This is a genomic window from Pseudomonas lini (assembly GCF_001042905.1).
Classification (GTDB): domain Bacteria; phylum Pseudomonadota; class Gammaproteobacteria; order Pseudomonadales; family Pseudomonadaceae; genus Aquipseudomonas; species Aquipseudomonas lini.
The window spans coordinates 267573-283468 of record NZ_JYLB01000003.1; the positions used below are offsets into that span (position 1 = coordinate 267573).

The 15896-nt window shown below is 56.3% G+C and carries 15 protein-coding genes and 1 pseudogene; 5 read left to right on the forward strand and 11 right to left on the reverse strand.

What is annotated here, in order from left to right; genetic code table 11:
- Positions 1 to 151: 151 nt before the first annotated feature.
- The gene (locus TU81_RS09895) at positions 152 to 574 is read right to left on the reverse strand and encodes an HD domain-containing protein (RefSeq protein ID WP_038983820.1); all 423 of its coding nucleotides are present in this window, start codon (positions 572 to 574) and stop codon (positions 152 to 154) included.
- A gap of 15 nt (positions 575 to 589) precedes the next feature.
- Positions 590 to 979, reverse strand: coding sequence for a hypothetical protein (locus TU81_RS09900; RefSeq protein WP_048394795.1), 390 nt, complete (start codon positions 977 to 979; stop codon positions 590 to 592).
- 586 nt (positions 980 to 1565) lie between these two features.
- On the opposite strand from TU81_RS09900, the gene TU81_RS09905 reads away from it, so the two are divergent.
- Both TU81_RS09905 and TU81_RS09910 read left to right on the forward strand, forming a co-directional pair.
- Positions 1566 to 1856 carry a hypothetical protein gene (locus tag TU81_RS09905; RefSeq protein WP_038983823.1) on the forward strand — a complete coding sequence of 97 codons (291 nt, stop codon included), beginning with the start codon at positions 1566 to 1568 and terminating at the stop codon, positions 1854 to 1856.
- Between the two features lie 184 nt (positions 1857 to 2040).
- Positions 2041 to 2364, forward strand: a complete 324-nt coding sequence (locus TU81_RS09910) for a hypothetical protein (RefSeq protein WP_038983825.1) — start codon at positions 2041 to 2043, stop codon at positions 2362 to 2364.
- A gap of 252 nt (positions 2365 to 2616) precedes the next feature.
- Here TU81_RS09910 and TU81_RS09915 read toward each other — a convergent pair whose 3' ends face one another.
- The 3 genes from TU81_RS09915 to TU81_RS09925 are packed head-to-tail and all read right to left on the reverse strand — an operon-like array spanning position 2617 to position 6116.
- Entirely contained in the window at positions 2617 to 4377 is a 1761-nt protein-coding gene (locus tag TU81_RS09915) for an isocyanide synthase family protein (protein ID WP_048394797.1), read from the reverse strand.
- A gap of 27 nt (positions 4378 to 4404) precedes the next feature.
- Entirely contained in the window at positions 4405 to 5121 is a 717-nt protein-coding gene (locus TU81_RS09920; protein ID WP_048394799.1) for an HAD family hydrolase, read from the reverse strand.
- Complete coding sequence (locus tag TU81_RS09925; protein ID WP_048394802.1) at positions 5121 to 6116, reverse strand: isocyanide synthase family protein; 996 nt, start codon at positions 6114 to 6116, stop codon at positions 5121 to 5123. Before TU81_RS09925 ends, TU81_RS09920 begins: the two co-directional genes overlap by 1 nt.
- A 272-nt stretch (positions 6117 to 6388) precedes the next feature.
- Between TU81_RS09925 and TU81_RS09930 the strand changes: the two genes are divergently transcribed.
- Positions 6389 to 8212 carry a di-heme-cytochrome C peroxidase gene (locus TU81_RS09930; RefSeq protein ID WP_053078283.1) on the forward strand — a complete coding sequence of 608 codons (1824 nt, stop codon included), beginning with the start codon at positions 6389 to 6391 and terminating at the stop codon, positions 8210 to 8212.
- Positions 8213 to 8327: 115 nt separating this feature from the next.
- Here the strand turns inward: TU81_RS09930 and TU81_RS29470 are convergent.
- Positions 8328 to 8468: pseudogene (locus tag TU81_RS29470) on the reverse strand (cupin domain-containing protein); the annotation flags it as partial.
- The gene (locus TU81_RS09935; protein WP_048394804.1) at positions 8467 to 8934 is read right to left on the reverse strand and encodes a GNAT family N-acetyltransferase; all 468 of its coding nucleotides are present in this window, start codon (positions 8932 to 8934) and stop codon (positions 8467 to 8469) included. The gene TU81_RS09935 and the pseudogene TU81_RS29470, both read right to left, overlap by 2 nt.
- A 351-nt stretch (positions 8935 to 9285) precedes the next feature.
- On the opposite strand from TU81_RS09935, the gene TU81_RS09940 reads away from it, so the two are divergent.
- Both TU81_RS09940 and TU81_RS09945 read left to right on the forward strand, forming a co-directional pair.
- On the forward strand, positions 9286 to 9804 hold the full coding sequence (locus TU81_RS09940) for a hypothetical protein (protein ID WP_048394806.1): 519 nt from the start codon (positions 9286 to 9288) through the stop codon (positions 9802 to 9804).
- 13 nt (positions 9805 to 9817) lie between these two features.
- The gene (locus TU81_RS09945) at positions 9818 to 10231 is read left to right on the forward strand and encodes a hypothetical protein (protein WP_151152233.1); all 414 of its coding nucleotides are present in this window, start codon (positions 9818 to 9820) and stop codon (positions 10229 to 10231) included.
- A gap of 261 nt (positions 10232 to 10492) precedes the next feature.
- Here TU81_RS09945 and TU81_RS09955 read toward each other — a convergent pair whose 3' ends face one another.
- The 4 genes from TU81_RS09955 to TU81_RS09970 form a co-directional block, all read right to left on the reverse strand.
- On the reverse strand, positions 10493 to 11041 hold the full coding sequence (locus tag TU81_RS09955; protein ID WP_007895886.1) for a cupin domain-containing protein: 549 nt from the start codon (positions 11039 to 11041) through the stop codon (positions 10493 to 10495).
- A 365-nt stretch (positions 11042 to 11406) separates the two neighbouring features.
- On the reverse strand, positions 11407 to 12690 hold the full coding sequence (locus tag TU81_RS09960) for an NAD(P)/FAD-dependent oxidoreductase (RefSeq protein WP_048394811.1): 1284 nt from the start codon (positions 12688 to 12690) through the stop codon (positions 11407 to 11409).
- Between the two features lie 52 nt (positions 12691 to 12742).
- Positions 12743 to 14233, reverse strand: a complete 1491-nt coding sequence (locus TU81_RS09965; RefSeq protein ID WP_048394813.1) for an aldehyde dehydrogenase — start codon at positions 14231 to 14233, stop codon at positions 12743 to 12745.
- 213 nt (positions 14234 to 14446) lie between these two features.
- Positions 14447 to 15823: a glutamine synthetase family protein gene (locus tag TU81_RS09970; RefSeq protein ID WP_038983837.1), complete on the reverse strand. Its 1377-nt coding sequence runs from the start codon at positions 15821 to 15823 to the stop codon at positions 14447 to 14449.
- Positions 15824 to 15896: the final 73 nt, after the last annotated feature.

Genomic DNA, 15896 nt, shown 5'->3' on the forward strand with positions numbered 1-15896 from the left:
ACACGTTTATAACGGTTAGCCTCGGTGCCGATGAAGCAGATGCCCTTCACCGACACCGAGTCTGCCGACAAACATAAAGCAGTCCCGCAGCGAGCAAACAGATTCTCAAGTGGCAAACAGCGCACGGATTGACGAGCTCCTCACCCACTCGCTACGAACGCAACACCCCCATCGCCCGCCGATACTTCTCAACGCGCTCCAGATCCTCCCAGGACGGCTGGGCAATCCGCGACAAGTCGCTGTTCTCTTCCAGATCCGCCAGTTTCACCACCCGCCCGATCGGGTTCTGCGCGGCGCGCTCGACAAACTCCTCGTAGGACTCGTCCGGCACCTTGGTCACCGACGCAATTGCCATCAGCACCGTTTCGCTGAAGCCTTCGTTACGCAGATCGTCGAAGCTGATGCCACAGTCCTCGACCACGTCATGCAGCACCGCGACGATGCGCTCTTCCAGCGTGTTCACCCGCAGCATGACTTTCAGCGGATGCAGGATGTAAGGCGCACCGCCCTTATCCACCTGCCCTTCATGCGCCGCCGCGGCGATGGCAATGGCGCGTTCCAGTGTCTGACTCATGGGATTCTCCTCGGGTTAAACGCCGTAACGGCCGGTGAAATGAATGTTGCGCTTGAACCAACCTGCAATCGCTTTCCACCGCCCCACAGGCTTGGCGCCCTCGGCGTGGCGTTCGAGAATCATCGACGCCACCGTCGCCTGATCGACGCTCGGATGGCCATCCATCAGTTCAGCGACCCAGCCACAACCGGACTTCTGCAAATGCAGACGCCACTCACCCGGCCAAGCCTCAAGCTCCGACACCGCCAACCACACCGCCCCACCCTGCTCGCAATGACCGCCACCGATGGACTGCTCGAAACAAAACGGCGTGTCAGGCCGGGAAAGGTCGATGTGGAAGAGGTAAACGTCCCGGGTTTTGTGCTGCGGCGTGGGGGCGTTGTTGCGACTGCCGATTTCGATCATGGGTGCGTTCCATCCTTGGTTTTCCGTTGGCTGTCAGTCTACGACGGTGGCGGCGCTGAACGGAAGCAAGCGTCCTCTCCACCGAAACCCGCGCCTGATCGTTCGATGAACGCGCGGCCAGGATTTTGAAGTCTGAGAATCTCGTAGGAAATAACCTATTGTGGCGAGGGGGCTTGCCCCCGTTGGGCTGCGAAGCAGCCCCAAACCCTGCTAGCCCGTTTCCTCAGACACATCGCAACGCCCGGTTTTGCGGCGGCTGCGCCACCGAACGGGGGCAAGCCCCCTCGCCACAGTGACCGCGTGTGGTCCTACAGCCCGGTTGCGGCTACCAAAATTGCTGCCTAGAGTGGGTCTGTCGCTGACATCAGTTGGCGAAGGGTTTCGCAGCCCTTAAGATTGACACCTTGTTCCGTCAGGCACGGCCGACTCCCGGCTGCGTATCGTTTTATGGCGGTTGTGCGTGGGAGACCTTCGGGTCTGCCGGGTCTTGGTGTTAATCCTCCGGTCTGCGAACCCGCGCATAGCTGCCACCCATTTTGTTTCGCAGCAGAACGGTGGCAATTCTACTTTTATTAGGATTAACACCATGACTAATCAACACCCGCTCCGCCACTACACCCCCATGTCCCACTTCGCCACCGACCACCCCGTCCTCCTCATCGACGCCGACGCCCCATTGCGCGAACTCCACAACTGCCTCAGCGAACGCCTCAGCGCCGTCCTCAAATACCTCAACCTCATGGCCTGCACCAGCCTGCCGGACTACGCCGAGCACGACATCAACACCGTCACCAATATTGCTAGGATCATGGTCCAGGATGTGAGTGATGTGTTTCGGGTGATTGAGCAGCGTGGGTTTGATACGCCTAAGGGGTAATCCTTTTTTAACCACAGCCGTGCTCATTACTCAACATTCTATCTAGCGGCTTTATTTTTTATCGCGACTTCATCTAAATGATTGTTATTTATGACAGTTGATTTGCGAGCGAAAATCATTAAGTATCTGTTGGGCAGCAACTCTTCATGCTGCACATGGATTCGATAGCTCAGGAGAGCATGAAATGGCAAATCTTAATGGATCATATGACGGCGGCCCAAAGAATGAATACCGCCTGAACGTTATAGAAAACAGCGAACCAGCGGGTACCTTTAGTGGAAAATTCCATAACGCTTTAACTAACAATTGGGAAAGCATAACCGGGTATTTTAATTTCTTTACTGACCGTAACGAGACAGTACTCACCTTCTCAACCTCAGGATTTAATTGGAAATGGGAGGCTGACTATGTGAACGGCTCTCGTTCCTTTAACGAATGGGTCGCCAGGCGCACCTCAGATACGAACACTAACGATATTGCAACAATGAAATTTTATAAAGAAACCTGAGCACACGCCAACTCGGACACTTGCCGAAGCCAAAATAACAATGATTATATTACACGCACACAAACAATTACTCAAACAAACCAAATAGGCTAATTAGAATTAAGCGTCTCAAGCAGATACATTCTGCTTCTCCACAAAAAAACCGCCATTTTTATTTGGGGCGGTTTTTTTGTGGATACAGCATATATAAAAAATCGCCGGATGGGGATTTCTCGCAAGGCCCTGTCTCCAGGGCCCGCAAGACAACACCAATCAGTAAACCTGCACCCGCCACAACTCCCGCGACGAAGAACCCGCCGACATCGGCAGCCTTCCATGCAACGTCCGATAGTTATCAATCAGCACCAAATCCCCCTCACTCCATTGATGGGCAATCATGCACTCCGGGTCATAAACCAGCGCGTTGACCTGTTCCAACAACGCCTGCTGAGCCTCCTCATCATGATCCTGCACAGCCTGACTCAGGGTCTGCAGTGTCGAATCAGTGCCCTCTTGATAACGCAGGATGAGTTCGCCGCTGCGGGGGTGATGATCCACCAGGCTGTACATGCGCGGCGAGCCGCCGAAGTAGGTCATTTTGGTGTAGTAAGTGATGTTCACGTCCTGCCATTGTCGGGCGACTTGCTGCCCGACTTTACGCAGTACGTTTCGGCTATCGACGACGGTGGTCTGGCCCTCGCCCGGCTGCGGCGCGGTCTTGCAATACAGCATGAATTTGCTGGCGCAGAATTTCGGATTGCGCTGAACCTGTGCGTCGCTGTCGGGCAGCATGTTCAGGTCCCAGTGCAAAGGGGTTTTCTCCAGCGAGTGCACCACGCCTTGGGGTTTGTCCGCGGGTTTGACCACGTGCACGGCGCCGAAGGCCCATTCGTACAGCGTGCCGAAGCGTTCGCAGCTGCGAGCAAAACTGTCCTGGTCGTCGAAGCGACAGTCCTTGAGGCAGACGAAACCGAAGGTTTCCACCAGTGCCTCCAGCAGGCCCGTGGACAGTCGTTCGAAACCCAGCCCCAACGGGTCTCGCACCACCAGGCCAAACAGCGGAAGTTTTTGCAGTTCGTATTCGAAGCCTTTGGCCTGCGGGTTTTCTGTTTGGTGGTAGAGCCACGGCCGCCCTTCATAAGTGACCAGCACATGGTGGTCGAGGTCGACCTGGGCGCGGGTGCGAAGGATTTGGCTACCATCGAGGTTGCACACCGGCACGGCATGCCAAGGGCTGTAAACACGGGTCAGCCCCTCGGCCAATCCGAAGGTGAATTTGGGTCCGGCATTGCTGTACTGGTGAACCGACAATCGAATGTCGTCACCGAAGAAACGATCCACTGCCGCATTCAATGCCTGCCCGCGATACATCATTTGGTAGGCTTTGAAGTTGATTTGCTGCAGGTACTCGTCCTCGCTCTGCCCGTCTTCACGGCACAGACGCAGGTCGTTGTAGAGGTGACTGCAGAGATGGTCATGCGCCTGGCTGAGGGATTCATCTTCGCGGCTCTGCTCGATCAGATCCCCAAGGTTTTTCCAGGGCAGACGGGCCTGCTTGATCAGGCTGGCGCGAACCGAATCGGCACTTTGGGCCTGTGGGAACAGGTCTTCCATGCTGACCCATTGAATCGTGTGGGTGGTGCACAGTTCACGCAAAGCCCGGTTGTAGGTCTCACGAACGTCGTCTGCGACTCCAACAATGTCATTGAACGTCGTGCCGTCACTGAGGATCGACACCACACAACCCGGTGCGTGCAGCGCGGCGATGGCCTGGCCGAGCTGGTCGAGGCGCTCGATGGCGATGACCTCGCCGTAGTCCGGCAGCACGCCGAGTGTCTGGTCAATGGCGTTTGGTGACTTGCAGGGAAAACCTGGCAGTACCAGACGCACCGGCAGGCTCTGATCGAAGCAATGCCCCAGGCGTAGCGCGAGATGCGCTCTGCCTTGTGTGTCGAAACAATCATCGGTGCCTTTGAGCAGATAACCCGCGAGCAAATCGCTGACGGCAGCGATCCATGCGTCTCTATGTTCCATAGAACAACTTCCTTGAGAGTGTGTGTATCAATAGGATTTAACGGTGTCGCCATGCTCGGTGAATGCATGCGCTGTAGCGCAGACTTGCTGCAGAATGCGCAGCAATCCGGCCGGCTGTTCGCAGCAAAAGTTCGGGGCCTGGGCCTGCAATGCAGGGGGTAGGCCATATCCCCAGGTGACCGCCGCCGAGTACATGCCTGCAACACGGGCGGTCTTCAGATCGATCTCGGTGTCACCGACGAACAAACAGCGTTGCGGATCAACCGACAATCGCCGGGCGGCTTCCCATGCCACATCCGGCTGAGGCTTGAGCGCCCTGCCCGCGCGATGCCCCAGAATCGTCCCGAAGGTATTTTGTGGAAGCAGCGCATCGGCTACTTGCCGGGCCATTTCCTCAGTCTTGTTGGTCACGATTGCCAGCGGCACGTGCAACTGGCGACAGCCTTCGAGCAAGGCAAGCACACCGCTGAATGGCCGGGAAAATTGAACAAGGTTGTTTTGATACAGCGCCACATAGCGCTGGTGCAGCGCGACCGCATCTGCAATGCCAAACCGCGTGGCAATCTGCTTGATCATCGCCGTGACCCCGCCGCCGATATAACCCCGCACTATTTGCGCTGTCTGCGCCGGGCAACCGTGTTCGAGCAACACCTGGTTCAGGCACCAGGTGATGTCAGGCAAGGTGTCGACCAAGGTCCCATCCAAATCGAAGAGTACGGCTTCAACCCGCAACCGAGACGCCATCATTGAGCACTGGCGTAGTGACAAGGACGCCCCTTGCGGAACACCAAGCGGTGGTAGCGCTCATCGACATTGCTGCGTTTTTCGAGGGTAACCACACCCCGCCGCTTGATGGCCACCGAATGCCAGGGCGTACGCCACAGGTCACTGGTTGGCACCAGTCGAATACCGATCTTCGTCGACACCGCCAGTTGCGGGTGAATCGACAGCCGCAGGCAATGCGGGTAGCGTGCCTGTAACAGAGCACTCCAGGCTTCACTGCGCTGGATCACCCGCTGCGAGGCTGGTTTGGCGACTTTCTTCACCGCATTAAGGCTCATGCCGGCGAATACTTTGAGTCCCGAGTAATCCTCGGAAAGGAAGCGATGGATGCCGCAGTACATCAACATCATGTGCGGATCATCCTTGAAGCGCTGCTGCAACAAGACCAATGACTGACCGTGCTCGATCATCATCTCCTCACGCATGGCGTCCAGACAATCAAGCGGAGGATAGGCATCCCTGAGATCGAAATGGGCGAACGTGCCGGAATAGTGCTGTTCGGCATAGTCCTGAATAGCGTCGGTGTAGGCTTTGACGTCCGCATCGGGAACATGCACCAGGTCAGAGAACACATAGCCATCGGAACAGATATGAATCAGCGCCCCCGGTGCGTAGATCTCCTGGATCTCCTTGCACAGGCGGTGTAACTCGTCGATTGCATGATGTTCAGCAAGATCGGGTAAATGGCTGAGGGTTTTCTTGCGACTCGGCGACTTGCCGGGAAAGGCTGGCAAGACCATTTCGATCTGGCGACCGCTCTCGATCGCCTGCACTACTTTCGCCAGATGGGGTTGCAGCACCTGCAACGAAAGTTCGTGATCCTGCCCCGGGGCAAGGCTACGACGTCGAAACAGGCATTCGAGGATTTGCCGGGCAATGTTCATGTGCGCGATGTTCTGATGCTCGTGCACCAGCTGACCGCACACCTGTTGAGCAACGGTGTTTGAACCCTGCATAGACAATCCCTTGTGTGGTGAATAACGGCCATTTTTTGGCCGTCAGCAGATATTCCTTACCTGAGGGCGGCTAAATTCCTACAAGTCGTTAGGGCTGTCAATCGTGGCAATCAGGAATATTGCGGTCTGGTTTGTGGTCGAGTGGCTCGATACGAATGCCACAGAACAAAAATTAAAGAACTGTGTTTTTTCGTGACTACACTCATGACTGGTAGCTTTTGGCTACCAACGTGATGGGTCCCAACAGGAAATTACAAATAGAAGGGAATCTGATGAGCACATTAAAAGCCCCCCCGTTTGCCTGCGCTGCATTGTTGTTTTTCGGCTGCAATTCAATGACTCAGGCTGCCGACATTCTGGATCAGGGATGGAATGACACCACCCTCTCCAATTGGCATGACCTTTCACAAGGATCGAGAATTCTCCCTCTCTCCTGGGCGCTTGCATTGGAAGAGCCCGCTTCAGAGGAGAAGTTCATGAGTGACAAAACGATCTCAGCCTACGGCTACACGCCTTATAATCCGTCTTATAAAGGTAAGCGTCTTACGTTGCCGATGGGTTTCGTTTTGGATGATAGCCACGACAGCAAGCTGTCTTTCACGAAACTCCGTTGGTTTTTTGGACAAGGAACGCAAGAGCCGTGGGTGGGGATGAACTGCTCTGCTTGTCACACGGCTCAAATCAATTTTGAAGGACAGAATCTTGTCATCAATGGCGGGCCAACAAACGCCGACTTTCAAAATTTCTTTAAAGAGTTGAGAGCGGCTTTAAGCACAACGGCTTCCGATCCTGAAAAATTTGAACGCTTTGCGAAGAGTGTCCTGGAGGATGACCTGTCGAAAGGGAATCGCCACCGGCTGAAAAAATCGCTGGAAAGCTTGAATGCGTTTTATGCACAAAACGAAACACTGAATGCCACCGATCTGCAATATGGACCAGGTCGCCTTGATGCAGTGGGCCACATTCTCAACAAAATCAGTCAAGTTACCCACGCCACCCCCCCTACCCCTAACCCCTCTGATGCTCCGGTAAGTTATCCATTTCTCTGGAATACGCCTCAACACAACGTCCTCCAATGGAACGGAATGGTCAGTAAAGCAAAACTCCCCTCGTTAATACCAGACGGCGGCCTGGATGTTGGAGGTCTGGGGCGTAATGCTGGAGAGGCCATCGGCGTGTACGCAGATATTCGACCGGTTAAAGAAGATCGGGCCAAGGCAGGATTTGTCTCCAGTGTGAACGTGAAAAATCTGGTGGTTCTGGAACATTCTCTTTATAGCCTGAAGCCTCCGCGATGGCCTGGGCCGCTGCCAAAAGACCTCACGTCAGGCGCCAGATTATTTACAGATAATTGTGCCGGATGCCATGCACCCCTTGATAGAAACGATCTCACCACACCAATCAAAGCGGTCATGGTTCCAATCGCTGCCAATGAAAATCTAAACCCTCGGGGCCCAAATGACAGGACCATTAGCACGGACCCCTGGATGGCGTGCAATGCCTATCAATTTACAGCAGATGCTGGAGTGTTAGCGGGTTATCCCAAAGCTGGTAAGCCAAAAGGGACCATTCAGCCAAACGATCTTCTCTACAACATGCTGGGTGTGACCGTCCTGGAAACATTACATGGCAAAGGACGCGATGTCGCCAAGCTGGCTTTCGATGGATTGCTTGGCATAGAGCCTAAACCTGTGAAAGTCCCCGGGTTCAAGGACCGTGCCTTGTTCAGTAGTGTTGATGAGAGAGCGTTACGGCTAATCAACTGCTACCGTGCCAGTCCGCAGGTTGCCCTTCTCGCCTATAAAGCAAGACCCCTCACCGGCATCTGGGCCACCGCTCCCTATTTGCATAACGGCTCTGTACCGACCCTGAATGACCTTCTCCTGCCACCCCGTCAGCGTCCCTCGACTTTTTATACAGGGACAAATGAATTCGATAACCAAAGGGTGGGATTCAAGACCGATAAATCGGACAAGAACTGGTTTCTTTTCGACACCAAGCTTGAGGGCAACAGCAACTCCGGTCATGACTATGGCGTGGGTCGCCTCAGCGATATTCAAAGGTCACAGCTTCTCGACTACTTGAAGTCACTTTGAGCTGCGGCGCAGACGCTATCACCTGAGTCATGGAGTAGTAATGGCTAGGAGGGGCGACCAAAAGTAGTGGTCGCCCCTGCCGAGGCCGTTAGAGGTTTAATGCTTGTTCTAGATATCAGAAGTTAGCCGGGGTGTTGGCGCTGATGATCTCAGCCTCATCCGCCCCAATATTCCTAAACCGATGCGGTAACGTCGTCGGAAAGTAATACCCATCCCCGGCATTCAGCACACTAATCTGCCCATCAACACCAAGCCTACAAAAGCCCTTTCACCATCGGCACACAAGCCAGCTGAAGCCCGGAGGGCGAATGGTAAATAGAAGGTTCGTCACCAACGAAACCGCAGCGCCGGTAAAAGTCAGCGGCGTTCAACGTGGCGTCCAGATTGACCTCCTTCAGCCCCAGATCTCGTGCCAGGCATTCAAGGTGCTCCAGGATTTTCAAGCCAAAGCCTCGTTGCATAAAGCTCGGGAGCACAAAGATCGCGCCGATTTCGCTCCTCTCTAGGTCAAGCATTCCTGTCGCCACCGGCTCACCCTGAATACAGCCCAGATAAAAGTGCTTATCCATCAGGTCGCTATACCCGTCCTTGGCTGCTCCTGCCGTCCAGGCCAGCATTTGCTCCGTGGTATAGGCACCGATGCATTGATGCCGTATCGCTTGAAGGCGAATGTCGAACGCCGTTTGGGCATCGCTGTGCGTGGCGCGTCTAATCTCGAACATTTCATTCTCCGTTAGCCATCGGTAGACGGAGAACTAAAAAGCCCCGTCCATTTCTGGCGGGGCCTTGGGTTTTTACGTCAAATCCTATGAACGCATAACCTCATGGCCCGCCAGAAGCGGTCATGTAGGAGCACATTATGTTCATGCGGCGTGTGTAGGTCATGGGTCGACAGTGTTTTGGATGATCCGGGTTGTCAACATTCGAGGTCGCAAAATAAATCCGCCTCTTTCCTTCAAATTTAAGAAATCGCAAAACTAGTTATCGAGTAAAAAAAGGGGCAGATCTATTTATTCTACTTTCAACAAATAGTATTAGAGTGCCACCTCACACCGCTACGGACAGAAACGCCCATGAAACCGTTGTATTTAGGCTCACTCCTGCTTCTGATTACGGGTTGCTCGCCGATCCCGCAATACGAAACCCCTGCCAATGCCCCCCAAGCGCAGATTCGCAGTGAAATGGACGCAATGACCAACCGTCGCAACTACCTGACCCTTAGCGCAGCGCCGACCACGGCCTGCAAATACGGCAGGTCGGTACCCGTGACACCCGCTCGGGAACTATTCTCGGTCAGCGGTGGGCACCCATCGAAACCCGAAGGTTTTCGAGCCATTGAAGCGGGCAAACCGATCCACCTGGTGCTGGAGGGCGGGGCCAGCGGCAACCGCAGATGCACGGTCGATTTTGTCAGTGAGTTCATGCCGGGCGCCCGCTATGTGATCAAGGGCGGCATCACTGAAGGCCCCAATGTCATGAGCGGCTGCCAGATCAACATCGTTGATCTGGATTCCGGAGCTCGACTCTTTCAGGCTAAGCAGTCACCGGCCAACGGCTGTGCTCTGGATCGGTTATCACTGCCGACGCCTTGAGCGCGCTGACCGATTGAGCGATGTCATCTCTGTTACTGTTGTTCATTGGCGCTGGAAATATACAAATATGGCGAGAAAACCTGAAACAACCTGGGAGATGCTGAATGAGGCCATGTCCCATTTCCAGGAGCACATTCGCAACAAGAAGTTAGCCTGGGAGCTTTCGCTGGTCGACCTCCTGCACGTAAGCAACTTCAAAGGTGGAAATGCTTCTATAACAGAGCCGATGGCAACGCTGCCCGCGAAGCTGAAATACTACGAAATTGCTCTCAGGGACATCGAAACAACCTTTAAGAAAAAGCCCCTGAATAATCTGACAGAAGAGGAGCTGACTCAACTGACTGGTCGCTGCACAGACTTCCTCGCTTTAACAACAAAACCGAAAAGTAAAATCCGAGGGCTGGGCCGTCTTACGCTTCAGCGCTAATGGCAGCGCACTTCATAGATCTCATCCCCGTTCTGGATCGTCGGGCCCTCAACGGCGCCGGCATCAGCGTTAAAACGGATAGCAACCGCCAGGTCAAGGACATCGCTAACCACTACGCCGAACTAATCAAAGCGTTTAGGACGGCGCTGCGACTGACGCCAGAAATGACGTTGAGAGAGTTGGATAAACAATGGTTCAGTAAAAGCCTCTGAGATCGTATTAACGGGAGAAGCGGCCATCCGCCGCTTCTATCATCAGGTATCAGAAGTTAGCCGGCGTATTCGCACTAATAATCTCCGCCTCATCCGCTCCAATATTGCGAAATCGATGCGGCAACGTCGTCGGAAAGTAGTACCCATCCCCGGCATTCAGCACACTAATCTGACCATCAACGGTGAGCTCAACCGTCCCACGAGTAACCAGCCCACACTCCTCCCCTTCCGAGTGCACAATCGGCTCTTCCCCCGAACTCGCCCCAGGCGCGTATTGCTCGCGCAAAAGTCGCATCTGCCGACTCGGTACCGAAGCGCCAATCAGCAGCAACCGCAGCCCATGACGGCCCAGGTCCGGCTGTTCGTTGGCACGGAACACGTATTGATGCTCACGCGGCGGCTGGTCGAAGGTGAAGAAGTCCGCCAAGGACATGGGGATGCCTTCGAGCAGTTTTTTCAGGGAGCTGACGGAGGGACTGACGCGATTCTGTTCGATCAGGGAGATGGTGGCATTGGTGACGCCGCTACGCCGGGCCAGCTCGCGCTGGGACAGTTTGTAGCTTTCGCGTACTAATTTGAGTCGTGAGCCCGTGTCCATGACAGCCTTATGCGAAGAATACTTAAGGGGTAATGGGGGTGGGTGGCGGGCGACTGGTGGCCGCGGATTACGCCGTTTCCCGTCCCGGAACCGTGGAAGGCGGGTATTAAATCACGTTTGTTGGTGTTGCTCAGCAGGTTCGATAAACGGCTATGCAAAAAGCTGCCGGCCTCTGATGCCAGTCAGTTTTTGAGCGGGAACTGTGGCGAGGGGGCTTGCCCCCGTTGGGTCGCGAAGCGGCCCCAAAACCTGCAACCGTGGTGCATCAGGTACACCGAATGTGCTGGTTTTACGACTGCTTCGCAGCCGAACGGGGGCAAGCCCCCTCGCCACGAAAGCCCGCGCCCGCAGAGATTGGGTCTGGGTTAGATACCGAACCGGTCGCGCAGTGCGTAATACGCGGCGCCCATGGCGGTGAGCGGGGCCTGGAAGGTGCGGCCGCCGAGCATGGGCATGTGTGGCAGGGAGGCGAAGGCGTCGAAGCGTTCGGCGTCGCCGCGGATCATTTCCGAGATGAGTTTGCCGGCCAGGTGCGAGCAGGTGACGCCGTGGCCGCTGTAGCCTTGCATGTAGTAGGCGTTCTTTTCGATGCGGCCGAATTGCGGCATGCGGGACATGGTCAGCAGGAAGTTGCCGGTCCAGCGGTAGTCGATTTTTACGTCCTTCAATTGCGGGAAGGTTTTTAGGATTTTTGGTTTAATCAGTTGTTCGATGTCGTCGGGCTCACGGGCGCCGTAGACCACGCCGCCGCCGTACAGCAGGCGGTTGTCAGCGGTGAGGCGGTAGTAGTCGAGCAGGTAGTTGCAGTCTTCGACGCAGTAGTTGTTTTTGATCAGGCTCCGCGCAACCTTCTCGGACAACGGCTCGGTGACGACGATTTGTGAGCCGCAGGGCATGCTTTTGCGCGTGACGCGGTTGTCGAGGTCTTGAGGCAGGTAGGCGTTGCCGGCGATCAGCAGGTACTTGGCCCGCACCACGCCTTTGGCGGTGCGCACGGTGATCGGTTCGCCGTAGGTGATTTCCACGGCGGCGGATTGTTCGTAGATTTTGCCACCCAGGCTGAGGATCGCGGCGGCTTCGCCGAGGGCCAGGTTCAGCGGGTGGATGTGGCCGCCCTGCATGTCGAGCAGGCCGCCGACGTAGTTGTCGCAACCGACTTCGCGCTTGATGTCAGCCGCGTCGAGCATTCTCAGGTTTTTGTTGCCGTAGCGCTCCCAACTGCTCTTCTGCTCGGCCAGGCCGTTGAGTTGCTTTTTGTTCAGCGCAGCGAAGATGCCGCCGGGGCGGTAGTCGCATTTGATGTCGTACTCTTTGATGCGCGAACGGATGATGTCGGCGCCTTCGAAGATCATGCTGCCGAGGACTTCGGCGGTTTTGTCGCCGTAGCGTTCTTCGATCACATCGACGTCGCGGCTGTAGGAGTTGACCAGTTGGCCGCCATTGCGACCGCTGGCACCGAAGCCGACTTTGGCGGCTTCCAGTACGGTGACGCTGTAGCCCGCTTCGCTGAGGAACAGCGCCGAGGACAAGCCAGTGTAGCCGGCGCCGATCACGCAGACGTCGCAGTCCACCGCTTGTTCCAGCACCGGGAAGTCCCCGGTGAAGTTACGGGTGGCGGCGTAGTAGCTGTTTACATGGGTTTGTTTCATACGTTTCTCCGAGGGCCGCCAACATGTGCCGGCGACCGCCGCTGTAAAAGTGTTAGAGCTTGATCCAGGTCGCTTTGAGTTCGGTGTATTTGTCGAACGCGTGCAGCGATTTGTCCCGACCGTTACCCGACTGCTTGAACCCACCGAACGGCGCGGTCATGTCGCCGCCGTCGTACTGGTTGACCCAGACGCTGCCGGCGCGCAAACCGCGAGCGAAGGTGTGGGCCTTGCTGAGGTTGCTGGTCCACACGCCGGCCGCCAGACCGAAGATGCTGTCGTTGGCGATCTGCAGGGCTTCTTCAGCGGTGTCGAAGGTGATCAGCGACAGCACCGGGCCGAAGATTTCTTCCCTGGCGATGGTCATGGCGTTGGTCACGCCATCGAAAATCGCCGGTTCCACGTATAGGCCACCGGTGTCTGCGAGGGTACGATTGCCGCCAGCGATCAGTTGCGCGCCCTGGTCTTTGCCGATCTGGATGTAGCGCAGCACGTTCTCCAGTTGGCGCTGATCGACGACGGCGCCAACGGTGGTTTCCGGATCCAGGGCGTGGCCCGGTTTCCAGGCTTGCAGCGCTTCCAGCAGCAGTGGAATGAATGGCTCGCGAATCGAGCGCTCCACCAGCAGGCGTGAGCCAGCGGTGCAGACTTCGCCCTGATTGAAGGCAATCGCGCTGACCGCGGCCTGAGCTGCTGCGCGCAAGTCTGGTGCATCAGCGAACACCACGTTCGGGCTCTTGCCGCCCGCCTCCAGCCAGACGCGTTTCATGTTGCTTTGCCCGGCGTAGATCAGCAGTTGCTTGGCAATCGCGGTGGAGCCGGTGAAGGCCAGCACGTCGACGTCCATGTGCAACGCCAGCGCCTTGCCGACGGTGTGACCGAAGCCAGGCAGGACGTTGAACACGCCTTTGGGGATGCCGGCGTCGAGGGCCAATTGCGCGATGCGAATGGCCGTCAGTGGTGACTTTTCCGAAGGCTTGAGGATGAACGAGTTGCCTGCCGCCAAGGCCGGAGCGAATTTCCAGCTGGCCATGATCAGCGGGAAATTCCACGGCACGATGGCAGCGACCACGCCTGTCGGTTCACGGGTGATGAGGCCGAGTTGGTCGTGCGGTGTGGCGGCGACTTCGTCGTAGATTTTGTCGATGGCCTCGGCGCTCCAACGAATCGCGTTGGCGGTCGCCGGGATGTCGATGCTCATGGAGTCGCTGATCGGTTTGCCCATGTCCAGGGTTTCGAGCAGCGCCAGTTCTTCCTGGTTTTGCAGAATCAGATCAGCGAAACGAATCAGGATGCGCTTGCGCTCGGCCGGGGGCAGTTTGGCCCAGATGCCGGATTCGAATGTGCGGCGTGCAACCTGTACGGCGGCATTGGCGTCGGCTTCGTCGGTGCTGGCGATGTTCGCCAGGAATCGGCCGTCGATCGGGCTGATGCATTCGAAGGTATCGCCGCTGAGTGCCGGACGGTATTGGCCATCGATGAATGCGCGGCCTTCTAGTGTGAGGGACTGGAAGCGTTGCTCCCAGTCGCTGCGAGTGTTTGTCATGGTTGTGACTCTACGCAGAGGAATAGTTGATCGTTGGATTGATGCCAACCAGTTAAGTATCAGAACACCGCAATCCACTGTGGGAGCGGGCTTGCTCGCGAAGAGGCCATCACATTCAACATTGATGGCGACTGACCCACCGCTTTCGCGAGCAAGCCCGCTCCCACATTTGATTGGCGGCGCATGCAGAGAATGCATACACCGCTAGGCCAATCAAACCGTATGCAAGTACCAGTTGTACTCAAGGTCGGAGATGGAGTTTTCGAACTCGGCCAGCTCGCTTTCCTTGCACGCCACGAACACGTCGATGTACAGCGGGTCGATGTAGCGCGCCATGACTTCGCTGTCGTCCAGCTCGCGCAGTGCATCGCGCAGGTTGTTCGGCAGGCTCTGTTCGTTCTGCTCGTAGCTGTTGCCTTCGACCGGGGCGCCCGGTTCGATCTGGTTGGTCAAGCCGTGGTGAATACCGGCCAGCACCGACGCCATCAGCAGGTACGGGTTGGCGTCGGCGCCGGCTACACGATGTTCGATGCGCACGGCATCTGCCGAACCGGTTGGCACACGTACCGCAACGGTGCGGTTGTCGATGCCCCAGCTTGGCGAGTTCGGCACGTAGAACTGCGCGCCGAAGCGGCGGTACGAGTTAACGTTCGGACAGAGGAACGCCATCTGCGCCGGCAGGGTCTCGAGCACACCGCCGATCGCGTGACGCAGTGCGGCGTTCTGCTCGGGATCCTCGCTGGCAAAGATGTTGTTGCCTTCTTTGTCGAGAATCGAAATGTGTACGTGCAAACCATTGCCCGCCTGGCCCGGATACGGCTTGGCCATGAAGGTGGTGTCCATCTCGTGGTCGTAGGCGATGTTCTTCACCAGACGCTTGAGCAACACCGCGTAGTCGCAGGCCTTTATAGGGTCGGAGACGTGATGCAGATTCACTTCGAATTGCGCCGGGGCGCTCTCCTTGACGATGGCGTCGGCAGGGATGCCCTGCTCTTTCGCGCCTTCGAGGATGTCTTGCAGGCAATCGACGTACTCGTCCAGATCGTCGATCAGATACACCTGAGTCGAGTGCGGACGTTTGCCCGAAACTGGCGAGCGTGGCGATTGCGGACGACCGTTCACGTTGTCCTGGTCGATCAGATAGAACTCGAGTTCGAACGCTGCGCAAATGGTCAGGCCCATGTCATCGAACTTGCTCACCACCTGACGCAACACTTCACGCGGGTCAGCGAAGAACGGCTGGCCTTCGAGTTCGTGCATGGTCATTAACAGCTGCGCGGTCGGGCGCTTCTGCCAGGGTTCGATGCTCAAGGTATTGGGGATGGGGAAGCAGATTCGATCCGAGTCGCCGATGTCCAGACCCAGGCCGGTGCTTTCCACCGTAGAGCCGTTGATGTCCAGAGCAAACAGTGACGCCGGGAGGTTAATGCCTTTTTCGTAAACCTTATGAAGACTGGTGCGTTCGATGCGCTTGCCGCGCACCACACCGTTCATATCCGCAATCAGAAGGTCGACGTACAAAACCTCAGGATATTTCTTAAGGAATGCGTTTGCTTCGTTGAGTTGAACGGCACGCAGAGGGACCGACATGATGCACCTATTAGCTGTTAATTATTATGTTCACTTCACGTTCACGAGCCCAGTCAACCCGAACGGCAAAGTG

What these genes read in the sequence shown, in the direction of transcription:
- TU81_RS09895 (WP_038983820.1), bottom strand. Translation starts at nt 574, where the DNA reads ATGAGTCAGACACTGGAACGCGCCATTGCCATCGCCGCGGCGGCGCAT.
- TU81_RS09900 (WP_048394795.1), bottom strand. Translation starts at nt 979, where the DNA reads ATGATCGAAATCGGCAGTCGCAACAACGCCCCCACGCCGCAGCACAAA.
- TU81_RS09905 (WP_038983823.1), top strand. Translation starts at nt 1,566, where the DNA reads ATGACTAATCAACACCCGCTCCGCCACTACACCCCCATGTCCCACTTC.
- TU81_RS09910 (WP_038983825.1), top strand. Translation starts at nt 2,041, where the DNA reads ATGGCAAATCTTAATGGATCATATGACGGCGGCCCAAAGAATGAATAC.
- TU81_RS09915 (WP_048394797.1), bottom strand. Translation starts at nt 4,377, where the DNA reads ATGGAACATAGAGACGCATGGATCGCTGCCGTCAGCGATTTGCTCGCG.
- TU81_RS09920 (WP_048394799.1), bottom strand. Translation starts at nt 5,121, where the DNA reads ATGGCGTCTCGGTTGCGGGTTGAAGCCGTACTCTTCGATTTGGATGGG.
- TU81_RS09925 (WP_048394802.1), bottom strand. Translation starts at nt 6,116, where the DNA reads ATGCAGGGTTCAAACACCGTTGCTCAACAGGTGTGCGGTCAGCTGGTG.
- TU81_RS09930 (WP_053078283.1), top strand. Translation starts at nt 6,389, where the DNA reads ATGAGCACATTAAAAGCCCCCCCGTTTGCCTGCGCTGCATTGTTGTTT.
- TU81_RS09935 (WP_048394804.1), bottom strand. Translation starts at nt 8,934, where the DNA reads ATGTTCGAGATTAGACGCGCCACGCACAGCGATGCCCAAACGGCGTTC.
- TU81_RS09940 (WP_048394806.1), top strand. Translation starts at nt 9,286, where the DNA reads ATGAAACCGTTGTATTTAGGCTCACTCCTGCTTCTGATTACGGGTTGC.
- TU81_RS09955 (WP_007895886.1), bottom strand. Translation starts at nt 11,041, where the DNA reads ATGGACACGGGCTCACGACTCAAATTAGTACGCGAAAGCTACAAACTG.
- TU81_RS09960 (WP_048394811.1), bottom strand. Translation starts at nt 12,690, where the DNA reads ATGAAACAAACCCATGTAAACAGCTACTACGCCGCCACCCGTAACTTC.
- TU81_RS09965 (WP_048394813.1), bottom strand. Translation starts at nt 14,233, where the DNA reads ATGACAAACACTCGCAGCGACTGGGAGCAACGCTTCCAGTCCCTCACA.
- TU81_RS09970 (WP_038983837.1), bottom strand. Translation starts at nt 15,823, where the DNA reads ATGTCGGTCCCTCTGCGTGCCGTTCAACTCAACGAAGCAAACGCATTC.